A 17587-nucleotide genomic window follows, 5' to 3' on the forward strand; every position below is an offset into this window, starting at 1 on the left:
TAGATGATGTTAGGATGTAGAAAACGCTCACTAAAAAAGGAGAAATAATTATGCCAAAAGCTTTTTATATGAATATTAATGATTACGAGAGACCTGCAGATATATTGCGGATGCTTGGGCATCCTATGCGCTTGATGATAGTTCGAGAATTAATTTCGAAAGGTCCATTAAATGTATCCCAGTTACAGAGGTTACTACGTGTTCCACAATCTACAATGTCACAGCAATTAATAAAGTTAAAACAGTTTAAGATGGTTTCCTATGAGCGAAAAGGAAATGAGATTTATTATATAGTGAGTGACGAAAAAGTGATTGAGAGTATGAAGCGATTAGAATGTTTACAAAAGTGGACGTAAGCAGATATTACAAATCTCTTTATTTCTATAGATTGAGATTAACTTTTTATAGTATACATAGTTTTAACATAACGAAAAATAGATAATTTAGATGAATTGTAATACTAGGCGTACCGCCAGCATTTCAGAAAAAAACACGCTAAGAGCATGCAAAGTTTTATGCAAAAGATCGGGAGACTTAGGGAACTATGGGGAGGCCAAAAGGCACGTCAAAATAGGAATATATAAAAAGATGCATAGAATTATAGAAAGAAAAAGGCAGATGCATTGCGAGAGTAAGGGGGCGCTTTTGTCCTTGCTACTGATAATAAGACGTTATGTTAACTCTCTATGAATATTTTATACATCAAAAATATAAAACAAATTGCTTATTCCGAATGTTAAAATTAGCAAAAAGGAGGAAATGTATCATGTTAAAAGTGAAACCTAAATGTGTAAGTTGCGGAAAAGACGTTCGGGGCGGGGAACTTGTCTATGTAGAATTACGATATCCGGAATATGCAGGCATGACTGTAATCAAAAAATGGCTTGATAACGAAGGAAAAATCAATTGCAAAGAGTGTTACTCCAAGTAATAAAAAAAGAGGGGAATAAGTTATGACAAAGAGAACAAGTTGGTCTTACATTATTGGTTTAACATGGTTGGCAACTATTACATTACTTGGGGCAAATTTTAATCATTCGATTCCAAATAAAGCTGTTTCCTTAAGTGTTTCTATTTTTATGATTACCATTGCAATAGGGGCCAGTCTGACAGGACTTTACCGACTTAAAAAGAAAAAATATTGAGAACGAATAACAACCCCCTCTCCATTTGGAGAGGGGGTTGTTTGTACTTCCTGTAACGGATTTTATGGTAACTAAAATTATATAGGATAGGTAAGTCGTTGTATTTATTATCATGGTATAATATGGTTAATTCGGTTGTGAAAAGGAGGAATGTTTAATGGGAGTTTTAACAGCATTCTTAGTAACTAGCTCAATTTTATTATTAGCTTGGGTTGTAGGTGTAAGAGAAAAACAAAATCAACAATAATATTTTATATTTATGGATAATTATAATGGTTAAAAAAGCTAGCTTTTTTTGTTATTGATAAGTGAGGTTATAATAATTGATTTAATTATTTTTTGTAGCAAAGTATTAAATGTTTTACTCAATAACCCCTGAATTTTCAATATTTACAATGTACTTCACTCTTATTGGTACTGTTTTATATATCTTTTCCCATTCTTTTAATTTAAATGGTTTATATTGTTGTTTGAATTTGGAGCCTAAACCAAGCGGATCTACATTTAGATTTTGTATTTTTCTTATTAGTTTTTTACTTTCTGAATTCAATTGTTTTTCTATGTCTTTTGTTACTATCTTGATGGTATTTTTATTTTCTAAATTTATCATTTTTGAGGTTTCTTGTAGACGGGCATTCATTTTAACTTGAATATAAAAAGATGGTTTTCCATCTTTAATCTTAACATGATAGGAAGGCGTGGAACTGATATTGTTAATTAATACATAACCGTCATGGGTTTTAAATTCCTTGGAATTTAATCTATGTTTTTCAAGCAATCCTTTAAAAATAAACATATCTTTTTGTTCCAATTTTCCTATATATTTGTTTTTCTTGAAAAGAGCTATACTTTTAATTTTTATTTTGTCTTTTTGTTTTTTTAATATTGCCATAAAAGTATCTCTTCCAACTTCATAGTAGCGATAAGAGTTAAGATATAAATTATCATGTGGTAATGAACCTGTTTCCATGTTGTGTTCAAACAGGTTTTTTATGTAAATTGCAACGTTAAAGGTATTATTATATTTTCCAGAGAATAGCTCATATCCTTCACCTTCTAATATTCCTAGATATATTGTACCTCCTATGCTCTTATCCCGTAGAAGCGTATCATATGCTATGGTTATATCTTTTTTTGCTAATTTTTCTGTAAGAAGAGCAACACGTAATTGTCCGATGGCAAGGGGGCGCACAGATTCGGAAAAGGATTTTTCTTTTCCTTGTGTTACTGTGTTTCCGATGTTTTCAAACACTTGAACTTGATGACCTTTTTTTTGAACAGGAGAGACAATTGTTGTTTTTATTTTATTTTTTGTTATATCAAATACAATTCCTTGAATTAATTCAAGATCATCAATAATATACTTTTGCAAGCAGCCTGTCATAAATATTAACGAAATACAAAATAGTATAATTTGTTTTTGAGTAATTCTCTTCATATTGTCTCCATCCAGTAAAAAACAAAATTGAAACACAACTTATTCTAAGTTAGATTTTATATCTCATCAATTGTTGTATTTTGAATTTTAATCATTTGTAGTATTTTTCCAAAAAGATCATCATCATATTCATATTTTCACTAAAACTACCGATAAGTGGAATTATATTAACTATAGATAGGATATATAAAAGGTTTTTATTTATAAATTTAGAAATATCATAGTAATGGTTTTTAATTTGGTATATGAAGGAGTATATGGATAAGATGAAAAAAGTGCTAGGAGTGTTTGCAACTTTAATAATTGAAGGAGTAATTGTATATAAATTAGCAGAATTTATTGGTTGGAATTTTATTGACCTGACCTTTTTTGCTGGAATTTGTTTTACTCTAATTATAGGTTTTTTCAGTAGTAAGGGTGGATTTTCTAGTAATAGCAATCGACTTCAAGTTCAAGCTCAAACTGGTATTAAAATCGATGAAGAAAAGTTTGAATTTAATATGAATCCTATTTTTATTGGATCTATTCTCTACATAGTAGTGTCTTTATTATTTGTAGTAATAGGATATTGGAAATATTTTATTAAATAGTGCTTACTCCTGTTAACTTAAATTATGTAAAAAAGCTAGCATGGAACTAGCTTTTTCTTTTTTATCCATGATGCTTTAACCTGTTTATTTATTGTGTTTTGAATGTATACTTTTGTCGTATGTTTTGAAGGTATTAGAGAAATTATCGTGAATTCAATATTTTCAGTAATTTGAATGCAAATTACTGGCTAAAAGTTTACATTGGAGTTTTGAATCATTTATAACTAATTTTGTAATAAATTTCTCAATATAGATATACTTGTTAAGTATGGTTCTAATATTCAAAATTAACAAAAAATAAATTATAATAAAAATATGATGGTTATCCTTTTGTTTACTCCTTGTGCTAAAGATAAGATCGTGTTCGCCGATCTTATCTTTTTTTATTTGTGATTTTTGATAGGCGTATCACCAACATTTTAACGAAAATATACGCTAAGCAAAATTCAACATGAAAAAACGTTGATTTTACTACTCTAAGAGAATCATCTGATCTCAAAAACGTATGTATTTGAGACAAGTGCGTTCCAATGTAAAAGGTGCTGAAAAGAGCCTAAATAGTGTCTCAAAACTCATCCTTAAATCAAAAACTCAATTCAAATCGTGTTATTGAGTTTTGAGAATCCCTTAGCGCATAAAAAAGTTAAAATGTGCGTGCTACCCCTTAAATCACTTAATCTCTAAAATCATTGCTAGATCGATTGCATAATTCGTGCGAGTTCTTTTTCTAAAGCAGCGGGCTCGTTTGCATAATTGTAAATCCCTAAAAACTTCTCTATAGCCTCTGGATGGGAACTGATTAGCTTGTTGACAGCATCCTGTTGTTCAGATATGCGTTCATTCTTCGAAATTTGGCATCCCATGTGAAACCGAACCATAAACTCATCTTCTATTGCCTTTTGATATTCTTCAGACATTTGATTTGATTGATCGGATTGTCCCTTATATTTTGATAGAATATTGGATAATATACGTGCTCCACATATAGCATCATGGATACCCTGCGCCATGCCAGGATCTTTAAAACAAACTGCATCTCCAACCAACGCCCATCCTTTTCCCATTCCTTTATACCAGTAATTATCATATCCGAGAATGCCTTTGATCGGTTCTACTAGTTCTGCATTTTTCAAGCGCGCCCCAATTGTTGTATTCGGAAAGTTATCTGTAAAGAAATTGCGTAGACAGCTTTCCGGATTTAATTTCAACCGTTCTATCAATTCCTTATTTTCTAATGGGAAAATGCCGACAATTACATATAAATCATCATTCGTCGGAAAGAGAATGGCTGTGTTATCTTTTATCTTGTATACTTCAAATTTAGGGACATTATCGTGGCGAAATCCAGAGAAATACCCGAAATAGATGCCGACTGTTGCCGGAATACTTATTTTGAGTTCACTTTTTACCAGCTTGCGAATAATAGAGGATCGGCCGTCTGCCCCGACTACCAGGCGAGCTAAAAATTCTTGTTTCTCATTGTCGCCGTCTAAACCTTTCACGCCTATCACTGTTTCGTCATCACGGATGACATCCGTCACACGAAATCCTTCTAAAACAGTTACATTCATTTGGGATTTGGCTTGTTCAAGTAGAATATGATCGAGATAAGTTCTTCTAATACAATAACAACTTTCCTCTCCGTAAACCTCAGGGATGAGACCTTCTATCACGGTATCCTCGAATTGAAATTTAATATCCCGTACCGGCGGTGCTTTTGTTTCCAATAACTTGTCCATGACACCGGTTTCTCGAAGAAGAGCGACAGTATTATTGAAAAAGGTATGGGTTGATAATGTGTCCCTTGGAAAATTCGCTCGGTCCACTAACAACACATGGAAACCTGCCTTAGCAAGATAAATTGCCAGGGTAGAGCCGGCACATCTAGCACCGGTAATGATGACATCATACGTCTTATTCATCGTATCACTCCATTTTCAAGTATAATTATTAACTTGCTTATCCATTAGCAGAGTTCTAAAGTTAATGCCCCTACGAGTTAAAGTAATGGGGAAAATTGATAAGAATGCACTACATACATAAAGTATGGAAGCTAAAACGAAATAAGTACAGAAAATTCTCACCTGCTATACAATTAAAAAGAATTTGTGGTAAAAATCGGAATGATAATTTAAGTATTAAATAAAGGTCCGTTTACTTGTCTCGTGAAGAGTTAATAGATGTATATTCACAAAAATGGTTGTTAAAACATCGACTCCAAACTCCTTGTATAAAGTTTTGGAAATCAAGTCCATTTGCTATGTTAAATGCGCTATAATTTTGGGGTAGTCGTCCTTATCATATGTTGAATGAATTATATCCAAATCGTTTTAAAGAGTGGGAATTAAAAAAAACGCCTACAGGATTCTGGACAAAAGAGAAGGGACTCCATTTAGCAGATGAGTTCAACATAAAATTCAATGTAGACTATTGATTATGTATCTTGTTTTTTATTAAATATTACGGTACGTGAAATTTTAAATATCTTTACTAAAAAAGCCCCTTGAAAGGAGCACTTATTTTACAAGATACTGTTCTATTTCTTTTATTAATAGTTCTGCACCTTCTGGACTTAATGTGATCTTACCATTTGCTAATGCCTTGTTACGATTTGACACTTCTCCTGTTAATGCACAAACACCACCAGGCTGATACTTCTGTAAAATAATATCTTCCCCTTCTACAAAAATCTCTAATGGTGATTTTTCTTTAATACCAAGTGTATTTCTAAGTTCCTTTGGAAGTACTACACGTCCTAATTCATCTACTTTTCTAGTCATTCCGGTTGCTTTCATCTATTATCTTTCCCCATTTCATTATTAATTTGTACCAAAGTTATTCTTGACTATTGTAACAGGATTTCGCCATACATGAGTAACATAAAATTCTAAAAGCCAACGATCATAACAAGTACTTCTTTAACCCTTTGCTGAAAGGAAATACGCCCTTCTTCCATTCTACATCCCCCTTTTCTCTACAACTTTTAATATGTTAAAATATAGAGGAGAGAAATCTGCCAATTTCTTTCCTCGACGGTCACTCATGACTTTGCTCTTTGTTTGCTTTTTGCAAATGAAGAGCTTTTATTTTGCATACTTATACTTGCTTTCTAACATCGCATAACGCAATAGCTTTAACTTTGTCTCTTTTTTCAACGCTTTCCACTCAGATACAGCAATCTTCATTCTTCATTCCTCCATTACTTTGTTATTTATTTAGACTTATAAGTTCCATTTGTAAATTTTTTAATTTCTTTATCACTAAACCCTTTAGGGATAGCGAAAATTTCTGGAAAATCCGAGAGACACAAATCAATAATTGGTTGTTTTTTCCCATCCCCCGAAAAGAAGGTATAATACATAAAATACCAATTTATAAACAATCAACGTAACAAAAAGGTAGAAGTTTTATATTGTGACAAACGTTAACTTAGCATAAAGAGGCACTTACAGCAAAATGAATAATTGATTAAAAGAAGGGACACCTTTGTATTTTAAAGAATTTTATACTTTATTAAATATTTGATAAGTAAGGGGCTTACTGCCAGTTAATATAAGTTTTGCTACTAAAAAAGGAGGTAAATTAGAGTCGATAATGACGAAAGAAACAAACTTTAACTCATCGTTGAAACCGAATGCACAAAGCAGAAATCTAGTTTCAAAAACTACACATTTTCCTAGTACCTACGTGATTTTTATTTTTGGTTTACTGATTTCCAGGATAGGTGATTCCCTTTATACGTTTGCTCTTCCTTGGATTGCCTATAAGTTAACTGGATCAGCAATAATTATGAGTTCACTTTTTGCTATCGGTGTGTTACCTATTGTTTTATTTGGTCCAATCGTAGGAGTAGTAGTGGATCGTTTTGATCGGCGGAAATTAATGTGGGTTGCTGATGCAGGATGTATTATTTTAGTATCCTTAATTCCTCTCCTGTATAACTTGAGCGTACTTCAACTATGGCATCTATATGCTATTTCTTTTATATTAGCCGTACTATCGATGTTATTTGACGTAGCGACTATTACAGTAATTCCACAAATTGCAGGTCCATCGTTAACACGAGCCAATTCCGCATACCAAATGGCTAATCAAATTGCTAGTTTAGCAGGGCCCACATTAGCCGGTATTATAATTGCTTTAATGGGTGGGATTAATGCCCTCTGGATAAATGCTATCTCTTTTATGGCTACTCTAGTTGCTGTATTACTATTGCCAAAATTAGAAAAGAAGAAACCTACAGATAGAGCAAAAACGCCATTGCAAACTATAAGGAATGATATGAGAGAAGGGCTAAAATGGTTAATGAATGATCGCCTTAACCTTGCTTTATCTCTTCAAGCAATGGTGGGAAACTTTGGCGCTAGCGCTGTATTAGGTGGGCTTATGTATTATTTACTTTCTACATTAAATCTATCTGCTGAAGAAAGTGGGATTAATTACACTTTAATTGGGGTAGGTGGTCTTTTAGGAAGTATCATTGTTATTCCACTTGAACAACGCTTTCGAAGGGGAATCCTTATTCCAACCCTTCTTGCTGTGGGAGCAATTGGATTGACCTATGCAATATGGAGTGAATATTGGCTTGCGCCGGGCATTTCATTTGGTCTTGCTATGATTTGTAATATAGCCTGGAATACTATTGTAGCATCCGTCCGACAGGAAACAGTCCCCACCAATATGCAGGGAAGAGTTTTAGGATTTTCACGTGTGCTTACTCGTTTGGCTATGCCATTAGGAGCACTAGTAGGTGGATTAATTTCCGATTTTAATCCGGTTGCAATATTTATTTTGGCATCAACTACAAAGGTCATTGAAATTATTATCTCTCTTACTAGTCCTATTCGTAAATTATGAGCAAAAAGCCAATTTCCCTCACATGCAGGAAATTGGCTTTTTGTTTATCGTGATGTAAGCATTTTCACTTGAAAAACTACTGAAGAAACTATAATCCGTTTTTACACGTATCTCGGCTGAATCCCAATCTATCCAGTGTTCAATTGGTATATTTTGTATTATTCTCCTTTTTCGGGGGATGGGCAAAAACACCCTAATTGTATTATCAGTTGTACTTATATAGTAATATTGAACAGCTCCCTGATAATCTGAATATAAATAGTACTTATGAATCTTATAATCTAATCCATTTTTCTCTAATACCTCATAAAGCTTATTTTTAGTTTCATCCATTACGTCAAAAATCGTTAACTGCTCCATTATTAACAGCCCCTCATTGTGTAAATTTACTAAACTAACTCTAAGAACAAGGTTGTTTCATTATGTTCATTGGTATGCACATTAAACCTTTTCCGGTAGCTTCTAATACACTAAAAAGCATTCTTTTATATCCTTGATCTATAAAATCTACACTGATTTGACCATGATTTATAATAAATTGAAGATCAGCCATCATCTTTTTAACTTTCCGTTCCATGTAATAACCTCCTCAATAAAGTTATATAACTTATAATATTTTTTATAGAGGAGGTTGCTATATGGCTGTTAATAAAGACAAGTACACTCAAATTTTAGTTACTTTTACAAAAGAACAAGTAGAACAAATAGAAAATTACTGGCATGAAAATAAGCTGAAGAATCGAAATGAAGCAATTCGTCAGGTCGTAGACAAAGGGTTAAGTCGTAAATAATGGCTACCCTTTTTATTTTTCTTAAAAAACCTAAAAACGCATTTAAATCCTCTCTCTCCCTTTACATGCGTTTTTATAACAAATACGACTTATATTGTATTGATAAACATATCAAAACCTCATACAACTAAATTTGAAGGTTCATTTTTTAGTTAAACTGATTTTTTCATGCATTCTTTAAACAAATAAAAAAGGGCCGGATTTTCATCACAGCTCATGTATGAATTGGTTCTGTATGTGTACATGTTGGATAGTAAGAACAACCAAGAAACTTATTTCCTGTTTTATTTGAATTCCAAAAGTCTGCTACTCTGCCTATTGATAAAGAAAATGAGTTGTAAACTCACTTTCTTTCTTTTTTTGTTTGAAATCGATAACTTTTACCCCATTTGGACTAACATTATAAGTTATTGTTACAACATGATTAGGTGGATTGTGAGCGTTAGTATACGTTCTATATTTAGCTACTACAATAAAGGTGAAGGTATATTTTTGAGAACGCTCAATTTTTATAATCTTTGTATCCGTTAAACTATACTGGTGTTCTGGTCCAAGTTTACTTCGGATAATCTCACTTGCGTAAGGAGCTAATAAAGTATTATAAGAATCATAAAAATCTTTATTAGATATATTTTCTGCCTTTCCTTCTATTGGAGATGTAAATAAAACCATCATTATAACTCCGCAAAATGTCATTAACAGTTTCCATTTAAACATATAATTAACTCCAAACTTACTGCATAATATGGATTAGATTGCGTAAATAATAGAGGATTATTCATTTGCAGTATTTTTAACAGCGCCTAAATAAAAAGAAAAAGAGCTGGATTTTCATCACAGCTCATGTATTGATTGGTTCTGTATGTGTACATGTGGGATATTGGGAACAGCCAAAAAACTTATTTCCTGTTTTATTCGAATTTCGGATGACTAAATCATGTTTACATGTTGGGCATTTCCGTTCTGCAGGTTTTACCCCTTGATACACATCTTCAGCCGAATATTCGGGATTGATTTTATTAATCAATTTCTGAAGTTCTACACGATCTATAAGTTTTACATGGCATGCCTCTGCTAATTCTTTCGCCTGTCTTGTATATACACTGTTTGTTACAACCCAGCCCTCGTGTGCTTTGTAATAGGCTTGTGCTGCATATATCTCTTGTACAGCACTAATGCCGACTCTATTTTTCATCCCGTAGCGTTTTGCCTGAATTACAATACGATTTTTCCCCTTCAATACCAGATCCGCCCCGAAATCATTTGACTGTTTTGTGACTGTTGGAGAATAACCCAACTCTCGAAAGAGAGCTTTTAGGTATACTTCGAATTGATGTCCGTCCATTTTGTCTATATAACGAATACCAGACTTAGCCATTCGCTTTAATATTCTTCGCTCCTGGATCTTCCGGTACATGAATTTACAAATACGAAAAAGAACGTACAGGATAAAACCATACATCAAAATTTGTAATATGTTTGGCATTTCTGGTAGATTAGACACTTCGCTCCACCTCTTTAATTGGTTTCATTTTCTTTGGTTGGGCTGTTTCTTTTGCCTGTTGCTCATTCACTTGTTTCTTCCGGACATCGTTCCAATCCTTTTCATTTGTTGGAATATCCTCTTTAAGGTCTACAAAGCATTTCATTGTCTGAATGAAGTCTTTCCCAGCTTTATCATTATCAACTGCCATAATGACCTCTTTAATATCGTGCCCTTCTTTTTTCGCATCCATTAAAGATTGAATTACTGTTTTTGACTTCAATCCATGCATAGAAACCAGGCGAGCGTTTTGTATCTTATTTTGTTTGATACTCCAATGAGATAACATGTCGATAGGATCTTCATAAAAATAAATCTTATCCGGTTTACCTACATCAACCGTAAAACCGGCATTGATTTTTTCATAATTTGGGACAATTTGCTTAAAGCTTCCTCTTTTATTCTCCATTTTGACTGTACCTTGACGGTTCATACCAATGACTTGCCCTTTTCCTCCTTCTTCCCTCCATTTAAACACCACATTATTTTTCTTATCCTGGGCGATGAGATCTTTTTTAATCAACCAATTCACCAAGCGAGGATCTATTTTCCTTTCATCAATTAAGTATCGCTTGATTTCTGTTTGTTTCGGCACCTCTAAGTGTTTTGGATAGCTAAACGGCTGCTGCTCTTTTTGGCGCTCCTCTTCAGCTTTTGAACGATCAAACTCTTTGTAGTCTCCCTTCTGAATGTCCATTACGGCTTGTGGGAATGTCATGTCATAGTACATCATGGCAAAGCTAATCGCTCCATATCCTTTTTCCCCTCGACTATTCCAGGCGTACTGATTTCCTTTAATGATGAGACTATCATGCTCCGTATGACGATAATAATTTCCTTCTTTCTTAAACGTTTCTCCTTTTGCTTCCAGATATGAAATTAAGTCAACTTTTCTTGCTTTCATCGCATCCTCCGTACTGACACGTGCCATTACGGAATCCCCCCTTTACTCTATAAAATGAAATAAAAAAGAGGACTATTCCGTTTCCTAGTCCTCTTTTACATACATTCAATTTTTATTTTCCGAATAAGAATTTTAATCGCTTCTCCTGTACGCTGTATGATAAACGAGCGTCAAATTTTTTCCCGTTTTTGTTCGAGATAAACCCTTTGATCTGATCCGTTACATTCTTTTCTAATAACTTTTTTACATGGTTACTACTTAGGTTTTTACCAGAGAATGTACCAAAGATAATGAAATCACAGCCTTTTTTGTATTTCTCACATAAGTAGTTACTTTTCCCTACAAGGACTCTACTCTTACACAATGGACATTTACCAATGGTACGATCTTCAGTCGTTGGAAAACGGAATTTCAAACTTCCGTCCGCTTCCATATAGATAGCTGCTGTAAATTCTCCTTTTTCTCCTTGAAAGCCGTTGATAAAATCTGTTGTTTTATACTGAATTAACTTTTTCATCTGATTACCAGGAATCGCTTTTCCTTTCATCTTGGCTGGTAACATAAAATCACATCCATTTTTATGCTCCGTGCATCCATAAAATGTTTTACGATGAAGCATATCACCCTTTTTACATTTTGGACATTTACCAAATGACAGCTCTTCTTGTGTTGGGAACTGAAATTTAACTTTCCCTTCATGTAATACGAGATAAGCGGAAAACTCCTTCTCATTGGACTTAAATCCTTTTAAAAGATCTGTTTTCTTATCCTCAAACAGCTTTTTCGCTTGCGCTTCCGGAATCGCTTTTTCTTTAATTTTTTTCGGTAAGGAGATTTCACATTCCGGATAATTACTGCACCCATAAAAATTACCTTTATGAAGGATTTTGCCTTTTCTACAAGGACATTTGCACAACTCAATCTGCTGATTCCAGGTATTAATAATGCTATCCGACACCTTATCATCCATTGCGCCTAATTGTTCCACTGTGTCTTTTACAAACGTATTTGTTTTCTCCACAAATTCCTCATATTTCATTTCATTCTTTTCGATCATGTAGATCATCCCTTCCATTTCAGCCGTATAAGCTGGATTTTTGATTTCATCTACCGGAAAAGCATCTATAAACGCACGACCAATATTAGTAGTTCGAATCTGACTGTTAGTAACATCAATATAGCTTCGCTCTAACAGTTTTGGAATAAACGTTTCTTCCGTTGCGACTGTCCCAATCCGTTTTCCTTTCATAAGTTCTTTCAAATGTTCATCATCTAATTTACGCCCTGCCGTCTCCATAAAGGTTAAAATGGAACTTTCCGTATGAAAGGCTGGTTTCTTCGTTCGAGACTCAATCAAGTCATACTGAATGATTCTGAAAGAATCTCCTTCTTGTAAAATAGGTATCTGGAATGCTTCAACTGATCCCTCTTCTATATCCTCTTGAAACACACTTAGAAACCCTTTCTCTTGTAGGATCTTTTCTTTTGTACTGTATGTGTTGCCCTCTTGATCTATAAAATGCACTTCTCTTACCAAGTAGATTGCTGGTTTCATAAAATTCCCGATAAATCGTTTTACAATTAAGTCATATAACTGTTTTTCTAATGGTTCTCGGTTGGTCCCAACATATAATTTTGTTGTTGGGGTGATGGCAAAGTGACTACTGACTAATTCATCATTAAAAGTAGAATGTTTTTTCGTAATAGAAGATGGAGATACTTGTTGTACAAGATTTGCATAGGCGCTTTTTTCTAATGCTGCCATTACTTCTTTCACTCGTTCCACTTGTTCTGTAGGTAAGTGCCTGGATGAAGAACGAGGATATGTGATAAAGCCTTCTTCATACAAACTCTGAATATGCTTTTTTGCTGTTTCCGCATTTATCTTCAGTTTGGCGTGAGCATCTTTGTAGATATCCGTTAAGTTATATAATAATTTTGGTTTCTTTTTTCTATTGCTTTCTTTAAATTCCGTTACAATTACATTCGTTTCTTTCAAGCTATCTCCAAGCTTTTGTAGTGGCGATGGATCTATCAGTTGATCTTCTGTTTTCATTACTGGTGATAAACCGTTTTCCGTTAGTAGCTTTAAATTGTAATAGGTTTGTTCTTTATAATTTTGAATAGCGATTTCCCTTTGACGGATTTCATTCAGGATACACATTTGAACACGACCAGAAGCCAATAAGAATTGGTTTCTTGCTAGTTTGGATGTACAGCCTCTTGTAACATTAATCCCTAGAATATAATCCAGGTATTGCCTTGCTTTAGCGGATTGAGCAAGACCGTCATAGTCTACTCTTGGTTCTAATCGGTTCAAGGCTCCTTCTAGTTCGGCGGCTTCATAAGAAGAGATAAACAGGCGTGATTCTCGCTTGTTCACACCTGCATGTTCAACTATTTCACGATAGATAAGCTCACCTTCCTTATCCGCGTCACAGGCGTTTGCCACATGATCTACATCGGGACGATTTAACAACTTAACCAATATTTTAATTTGTTCCAGACCATCCGGTTTTTCTTTATATTCCGGCTCTAAAATAATAGGTAAGTGATCAAATTTAAACTCTTTGTATTTTTCATCCATTTCCTCCGGATATTTTAGTTCTAATAAGTGCCCACGGCACCAACTAATAATGTAATTTTCATTTTCATAGTAGCCATAATATGGCTTGCTCCCCGAATACCTTTGTGAGTTTCTAAATCTAGGTGATTTTAATAATTCAACAGCTACCTTCGACTTTTCAGCAATAAATAATGTTTTCCCCATACGTACTACCTCCTATTAATCTGCAATTTCACGCTTCCATTTCTTATTTCTCCGCTTTTTCATCATTCTGTGACCAAAATAATAGCAACATGTTCAAAAAGACAGCTACAAGGAACATACAGCCCGCAAACAACCATACATTCATGGTATTCTCTCCTTTCGTTCTATAAATAAGAAAGAGGGCTTTTCCTTTTACCCTCTTTCATTTTTAGATATAAAAAAATCACTCTCCGCTATCTCAATTGAGTAACAAAAAATGATTTAATCTGGTATTCTGTCTATACAATTTTTCATCGTTCCATTTCCATTGTTTCTTTTTTTCTACCCGATTTCTTTGTAGACTTCGACTGTTCTACATTCCCAGGATCTATTTCCCTGTCTTTTTCTTTATCATTCGCTTTTTTTCCATTCAATGGCTGAAAATTTTTATCAAAATCCGTTTCCTTTGAAGTTGTAGACTGATTCACCGTTATTCCTTCTTTTCCAAGCTTCTCATCCACCTGACTTTCTAATTTTACTACGTGTTCCTGGCTTACAAGCTCATTATCAATCGAAACATATTTCGTTGTATAATACCGTTCTTCAGCTTTTACACGAGTGACAATGCTATCAATATTATCTGGTGTCTCTTCATATTGTGAACGTCTGTAAGCTTCGAATTTCCGGCTTAAATCTTTATCTAATATAGTTGGCTCCTTTTCTTTTAAAGGCTGAATTTGTTGATCTAGAGAAGCAATAGGTGCATATCCCTCCATCTTCATTTCTTTATATAATTCCACTTCTTTTTCATTAAATGAGTAATCCTTTTGCGCCTCCCCCTTATCAACTAAGAGTCCATATCGTTCATCTTTTACGATTTCATCTAGACTCATATTTGTATCCTTTTCATGAATGACAAATGATAAATTTCCTCTTCCATCAAAAATAGAGCTTTGAACCTTTTCATATAAGTCTGGCTTCAAAATGTTATCTAAATAGACATTTTCTCGTTCTCCATTTTTCTCCATTAACGAAACATATAAATCTTCTGGATTTGTTTTATCTTGGTTCCATACCGATAAATAATTAATATCTTTCGTAACACCATCCATCATGTGAATCCTTGCAACCTCTTCATCTTGCATATCCTTCGCCAACACTTCAATTGTAACTAAATGAGTAGGTACCCCTTTCAAGCTTTCTAATGTACTTTCCTGTGCTTTTTCCATCGTTATTTCTTTGTTATTTCTATGGTTTACTACCTCATCTCGTAACGCTTGTTTTACTTCATCCGATAAATACCTTTTCTCGTTTAATACCTGTTCATACGGTGCCTTATAGTCCCCATCCCCCATATTCATACGATCCATACTCACAAGCTCCATTCTTCCAAAATCCCTATCGACTTCTTTTGGAATGGCAATATGATAACGAGCTTGATCGTAAGGGATGGTTTCACCTCTTTCTCTAGCTTCTTCCCTTGCTTTTTCAATACTTGAAATAACTTCAGCCATTTTTTCATTGGCTTCTCCAAATGGGATCAGTTGATTGTTTTTAAAAGTTTCGTTGTCGCTCCATTGAACTAGCATAGTTGGACGGTTAATTTCATTCTGATTTAGTGCTGCATACTTTTCTTGATTTGCCTCGTTAAATGCATCAATAAATTCTTTATCACTCAATTTTTCTGCATCATCTACTGGTTCAAACGCACGATTCCTATCTGTTTGTTCCCTTAACTCTGAAATAGAAACAAGTTCTTGTGTCGTATTACTTAAACTCATGTATTCCACTAATAAAATATTTTTTTCATCCTGTTTCTCATTTTGATTTGCCATACTTTCTACCTCTTTTTCATTTATTTGTTGTTTTTCTGTTTCCAAACTACTTTCAATTGTTTCAATAAATTCAATTGAAGTTTCATGTACTTCTTTCAACAACTTGGTTTTATCTTTCATTTCTTTTCCTTGTGTCCAGCTCGCTAAATATCCTAACGAATATTCACTTGTATCAATCCCAAAATAAGAAGAAACGGCATAAGCTGTCATTTCTGCTTGAAACTCTTTTTCTGGTGCTGTGTAATGCATAAGTGTCTCTGTTGTATGAAGTTTGGCATGTGCCAATTCGTGAAGAAGTGTTTTTACATTTTGTAACTCACTGTTTCTAGGATTCAAAGCAACCTCTTTTGTTAAGGTATAACTAACTCCCTGTGCGACCCCAAGTTCTTGCTTCGGCTCAATAATTTTTACACCGTTTTTTTCCGCAATGGCTTCCATTCCTTTATACAAACTCTGGTAGTCTGTAACGCTCCCTTCTAGCCAACGATTTGGAAAAATACGAGGTAGATCTTCCGCTTTTGCGTGTGTTTGGGACAGGTCAAACACATGACCGACAGCAAAATATAAGCGACCAGGTATCATTTCTACACTTTTAGATTCAATTTGTTTCTTCTCTTCCTCATTTGCTTTAGTTACTGTTTTCCAAGCGCCTTCTTTGTCTTTAAATTTTGCTACCGTTCGGTTTGGAACAAGAATTTTAATTCCTTTCTCACCCTTCTTAACCGGAAATCCTTTTTCTTTCCAAAAAGAAAAGGAACCAACTGCATTGGCTCCCTCGAATTGACTCTGTATTAATGAAATATTAGATGGTGAATAGTGATAAAACTTTGCCATAAACGTTAGATACTCTTTTAAATCTCCTGGTGTACGGAAATAACCTTCTACGCTTTTTTCCATCTTTTTTGTTAAAGCTTGCACCGCTTCTTTCTTTTCTTCTGGTGATTTCGTTTGATACTTTTTCTTATAATTTTTACTCATTATCTTCTCCTACTCTTTCACTCGCTTTTTGCAATTCCTCCATTTCTTCTTCATTCCATCTCTCAGCTGTATCAAAGAAAAGCTCATGAGTTTTTACATTAACCGGAACTAACATATTTTCTTGATTCATAACATGAACTGCAAGTTCTTCCTCTTGTTCTCGTGTAATTTTGATTGTTAGTTCTTCATCTTTTACAAGTAAAACAAGTTCACCTTCTCCAATCTCTTTAATGACTCCTAATGCGATATCTTCATGAAATAATAACATCCTTATAACCTCCTGTTTTTTTATAAAAAGAAACAATGTAGCTTACGTTACATTGTTCTTTGACGCCTCATGATCTATACGTTTTTGTCTTGCATGACTAATCCGTTCCGCTACGACTTCTTTTGCTATCTTTACGCCACCGACTTCTATTTTATCTGTTGTAATAATGCTTTCTAAATCCAAGTCGTTAGCAAAAAAGTATCCATTCATTAATTCAATTAGAACTTGTGTATTTCGATCCGCACTGTTTGCACCAAGACGAATTTTTGTTAGTTCACTTTTCAACACATCGTGTAGATTCTTTGATACAATTTCGGAAATATAATTCAATGACCATTCTGAACTTTTTGATGCTTGATGCTCCATACAAATTTTCGATATAGCATCACCTGGATGTGTAATATTATTTTCATCCATATAATCTTGAATGTATTGATGAACATTTTCATTTAACGATAACTTCATTCTTATTTTTTTATTCTCCATGCC

General features: G+C 33.9%; 17 protein-coding genes and 2 pseudogenes. 6 read left to right on the forward strand and 13 right to left on the reverse strand.

Annotated elements, in window-relative coordinates:
• The first annotated feature begins 50 nt into the window (after nucleotides 1-50).
• The 3 genes from MHH27_RS28660 to MHH27_RS28670 all read left to right on the forward strand — a co-directional run bounded on the left by MHH27_RS28660 (nucleotide 51) and on the right by MHH27_RS28670 (nucleotide 1145).
• Complete coding sequence (locus MHH27_RS28660; protein ID WP_150190404.1) at nucleotides 51-356, forward strand: ArsR/SmtB family transcription factor; 306 nt, start codon at nucleotides 51-53, stop codon at nucleotides 354-356.
• A gap of 410 nt (nucleotides 357-766) precedes the next feature.
• The gene (locus tag MHH27_RS28665) at nucleotides 767-931 is read left to right on the forward strand and encodes a Fe3+ hydroxamate ABC transporter substrate-binding protein (protein WP_340945042.1); all 165 of its coding nucleotides are present in this window, start codon (nucleotides 767-769) and stop codon (nucleotides 929-931) included.
• A gap of 22 nt (nucleotides 932-953) precedes the next feature.
• Nucleotides 954-1145, forward strand: coding sequence for a hypothetical protein (locus MHH27_RS28670; RefSeq protein WP_340945044.1), 192 nt, complete (start codon nucleotides 954-956; stop codon nucleotides 1143-1145).
• Nucleotides 1146-1506: 361 nt separating this feature from the next.
• Here the strand turns inward: MHH27_RS28670 and MHH27_RS28675 are convergent, their stop codons facing one another.
• Nucleotides 1507-2583, reverse strand: coding sequence for a Ger(x)C family spore germination protein (locus tag MHH27_RS28675; protein WP_242807324.1), 1077 nt, complete (start codon nucleotides 2581-2583; stop codon nucleotides 1507-1509).
• 266 nt (nucleotides 2584-2849) lie between these two features.
• Here MHH27_RS28675 and MHH27_RS28680 point away from each other — a divergent pair, with 266 nt between their 5' ends.
• Entirely contained in the window at nucleotides 2850-3173 is a 324-nt protein-coding gene (locus tag MHH27_RS28680) for a hypothetical protein (RefSeq protein ID WP_242807326.1), read from the forward strand.
• Nucleotides 3174-3865: 692 nt separating this feature from the next.
• On the opposite strand, the gene MHH27_RS28685 is transcribed toward MHH27_RS28680, so the two are convergent.
• Complete coding sequence (locus tag MHH27_RS28685) at nucleotides 3866-5095, reverse strand: NAD(P)/FAD-dependent oxidoreductase (protein ID WP_340945050.1); 1230 nt, start codon at nucleotides 5093-5095, stop codon at nucleotides 3866-3868.
• 594 nt (nucleotides 5096-5689) lie between these two features.
• Nucleotides 5690-5968: an AbrB/MazE/SpoVT family DNA-binding domain-containing protein gene (locus tag MHH27_RS28690; protein ID WP_061660628.1), complete on the reverse strand. Its 279-nt coding sequence runs from the start codon at nucleotides 5966-5968 to the stop codon at nucleotides 5690-5692.
• A 799-nt stretch (nucleotides 5969-6767) separates the two neighbouring features.
• Between MHH27_RS28690 and MHH27_RS28695 the strand changes: the two genes are divergently transcribed.
• Nucleotides 6768-8030 (forward strand): MFS transporter, encoded by a 1263-nt coding sequence (locus tag MHH27_RS28695; RefSeq protein ID WP_340945052.1) that lies wholly within the window; start codon nucleotides 6768-6770, stop codon nucleotides 8028-8030.
• Nucleotides 8031-8048: 18 nt separating this feature from the next.
• Here the strand turns inward: MHH27_RS28695 and MHH27_RS28700 are convergent, their stop codons facing one another.
• Together MHH27_RS28700 and MHH27_RS28705 are read right to left on the reverse strand one after the other, a co-directional pair.
• Nucleotides 8049-8390 carry a hypothetical protein gene (locus MHH27_RS28700; protein ID WP_061660630.1) on the reverse strand — a complete coding sequence of 114 codons (342 nt, stop codon included), beginning with the start codon at nucleotides 8388-8390 and terminating at the stop codon, nucleotides 8049-8051.
• A 29-nt stretch (nucleotides 8391-8419) separates the two neighbouring features.
• Nucleotides 8420-8607, reverse strand: a pseudogene (locus MHH27_RS28705) (hypothetical protein).
• A 61-nt stretch (nucleotides 8608-8668) separates the two neighbouring features.
• Here MHH27_RS28705 and MHH27_RS28710 point away from each other — a divergent pair.
• A complete protein-coding gene (locus MHH27_RS28710; RefSeq protein WP_172794261.1) occupies nucleotides 8669-8821 on the forward strand; it encodes a hypothetical protein in 153 nt (50 codons plus the stop codon).
• A 214-nt stretch (nucleotides 8822-9035) separates the two neighbouring features.
• On the opposite strand, the pseudogene MHH27_RS28715 reads toward MHH27_RS28710, so the two are convergent.
• The 8 genes and pseudogenes from MHH27_RS28715 to MHH27_RS28750 form a co-directional block, all read right to left on the reverse strand.
• Nucleotides 9036-9116, reverse strand: a pseudogene (locus tag MHH27_RS28715) (restriction endonuclease); the annotation flags it as partial.
• 20 nt (nucleotides 9117-9136) lie between these two features.
• Entirely contained in the window at nucleotides 9137-9538 is a 402-nt protein-coding gene (locus tag MHH27_RS28720; RefSeq protein WP_340945055.1) for a DUF3888 domain-containing protein, read from the reverse strand.
• A gap of 124 nt (nucleotides 9539-9662) precedes the next feature.
• Nucleotides 9663-10325, reverse strand: coding sequence for a restriction endonuclease (locus MHH27_RS28725; RefSeq protein ID WP_136986305.1), 663 nt, complete (start codon nucleotides 10323-10325; stop codon nucleotides 9663-9665).
• On the reverse strand, nucleotides 10318-11295 hold the full coding sequence (locus MHH27_RS28730; RefSeq protein ID WP_097961257.1) for a DUF3991 and TOPRIM domain-containing protein: 978 nt from the start codon (nucleotides 11293-11295) through the stop codon (nucleotides 10318-10320). Before MHH27_RS28730 ends, MHH27_RS28725 begins: the two co-directional genes overlap by 8 nt.
• An 85-nt stretch (nucleotides 11296-11380) precedes the next feature.
• Nucleotides 11381-14038: a type IA DNA topoisomerase gene (locus tag MHH27_RS28735; protein ID WP_340945060.1), complete on the reverse strand. Its 2658-nt coding sequence runs from the start codon at nucleotides 14036-14038 to the stop codon at nucleotides 11381-11383.
• A gap of 290 nt (nucleotides 14039-14328) precedes the next feature.
• Nucleotides 14329-16830, reverse strand: a complete 2502-nt coding sequence (locus MHH27_RS28740; RefSeq protein WP_340945062.1) for an LPD25 domain-containing protein — start codon at nucleotides 16828-16830, stop codon at nucleotides 14329-14331.
• A complete protein-coding gene (locus MHH27_RS28745) occupies nucleotides 16823-17098 on the reverse strand; it encodes a hypothetical protein (RefSeq protein WP_097961260.1) in 276 nt (91 codons plus the stop codon). Before MHH27_RS28745 ends, MHH27_RS28740 begins: the two co-directional genes overlap by 8 nt.
• Before the next feature lie 42 nt (nucleotides 17099-17140).
• Nucleotides 17141-17584, reverse strand: coding sequence for a hypothetical protein (locus MHH27_RS28750; RefSeq protein WP_097961261.1), 444 nt, complete (start codon nucleotides 17582-17584; stop codon nucleotides 17141-17143).
• Nucleotides 17585-17587: the final 3 nt, after the last annotated feature.

Origin of the sequence: Bacillus sp. FSL L8-0152 (assembly GCF_038006365.1) — a bacterium.
Lineage (GTDB): Bacteria > Bacillota > Bacilli > Bacillales > Bacillaceae_G > Bacillus_A > Bacillus_A cereus.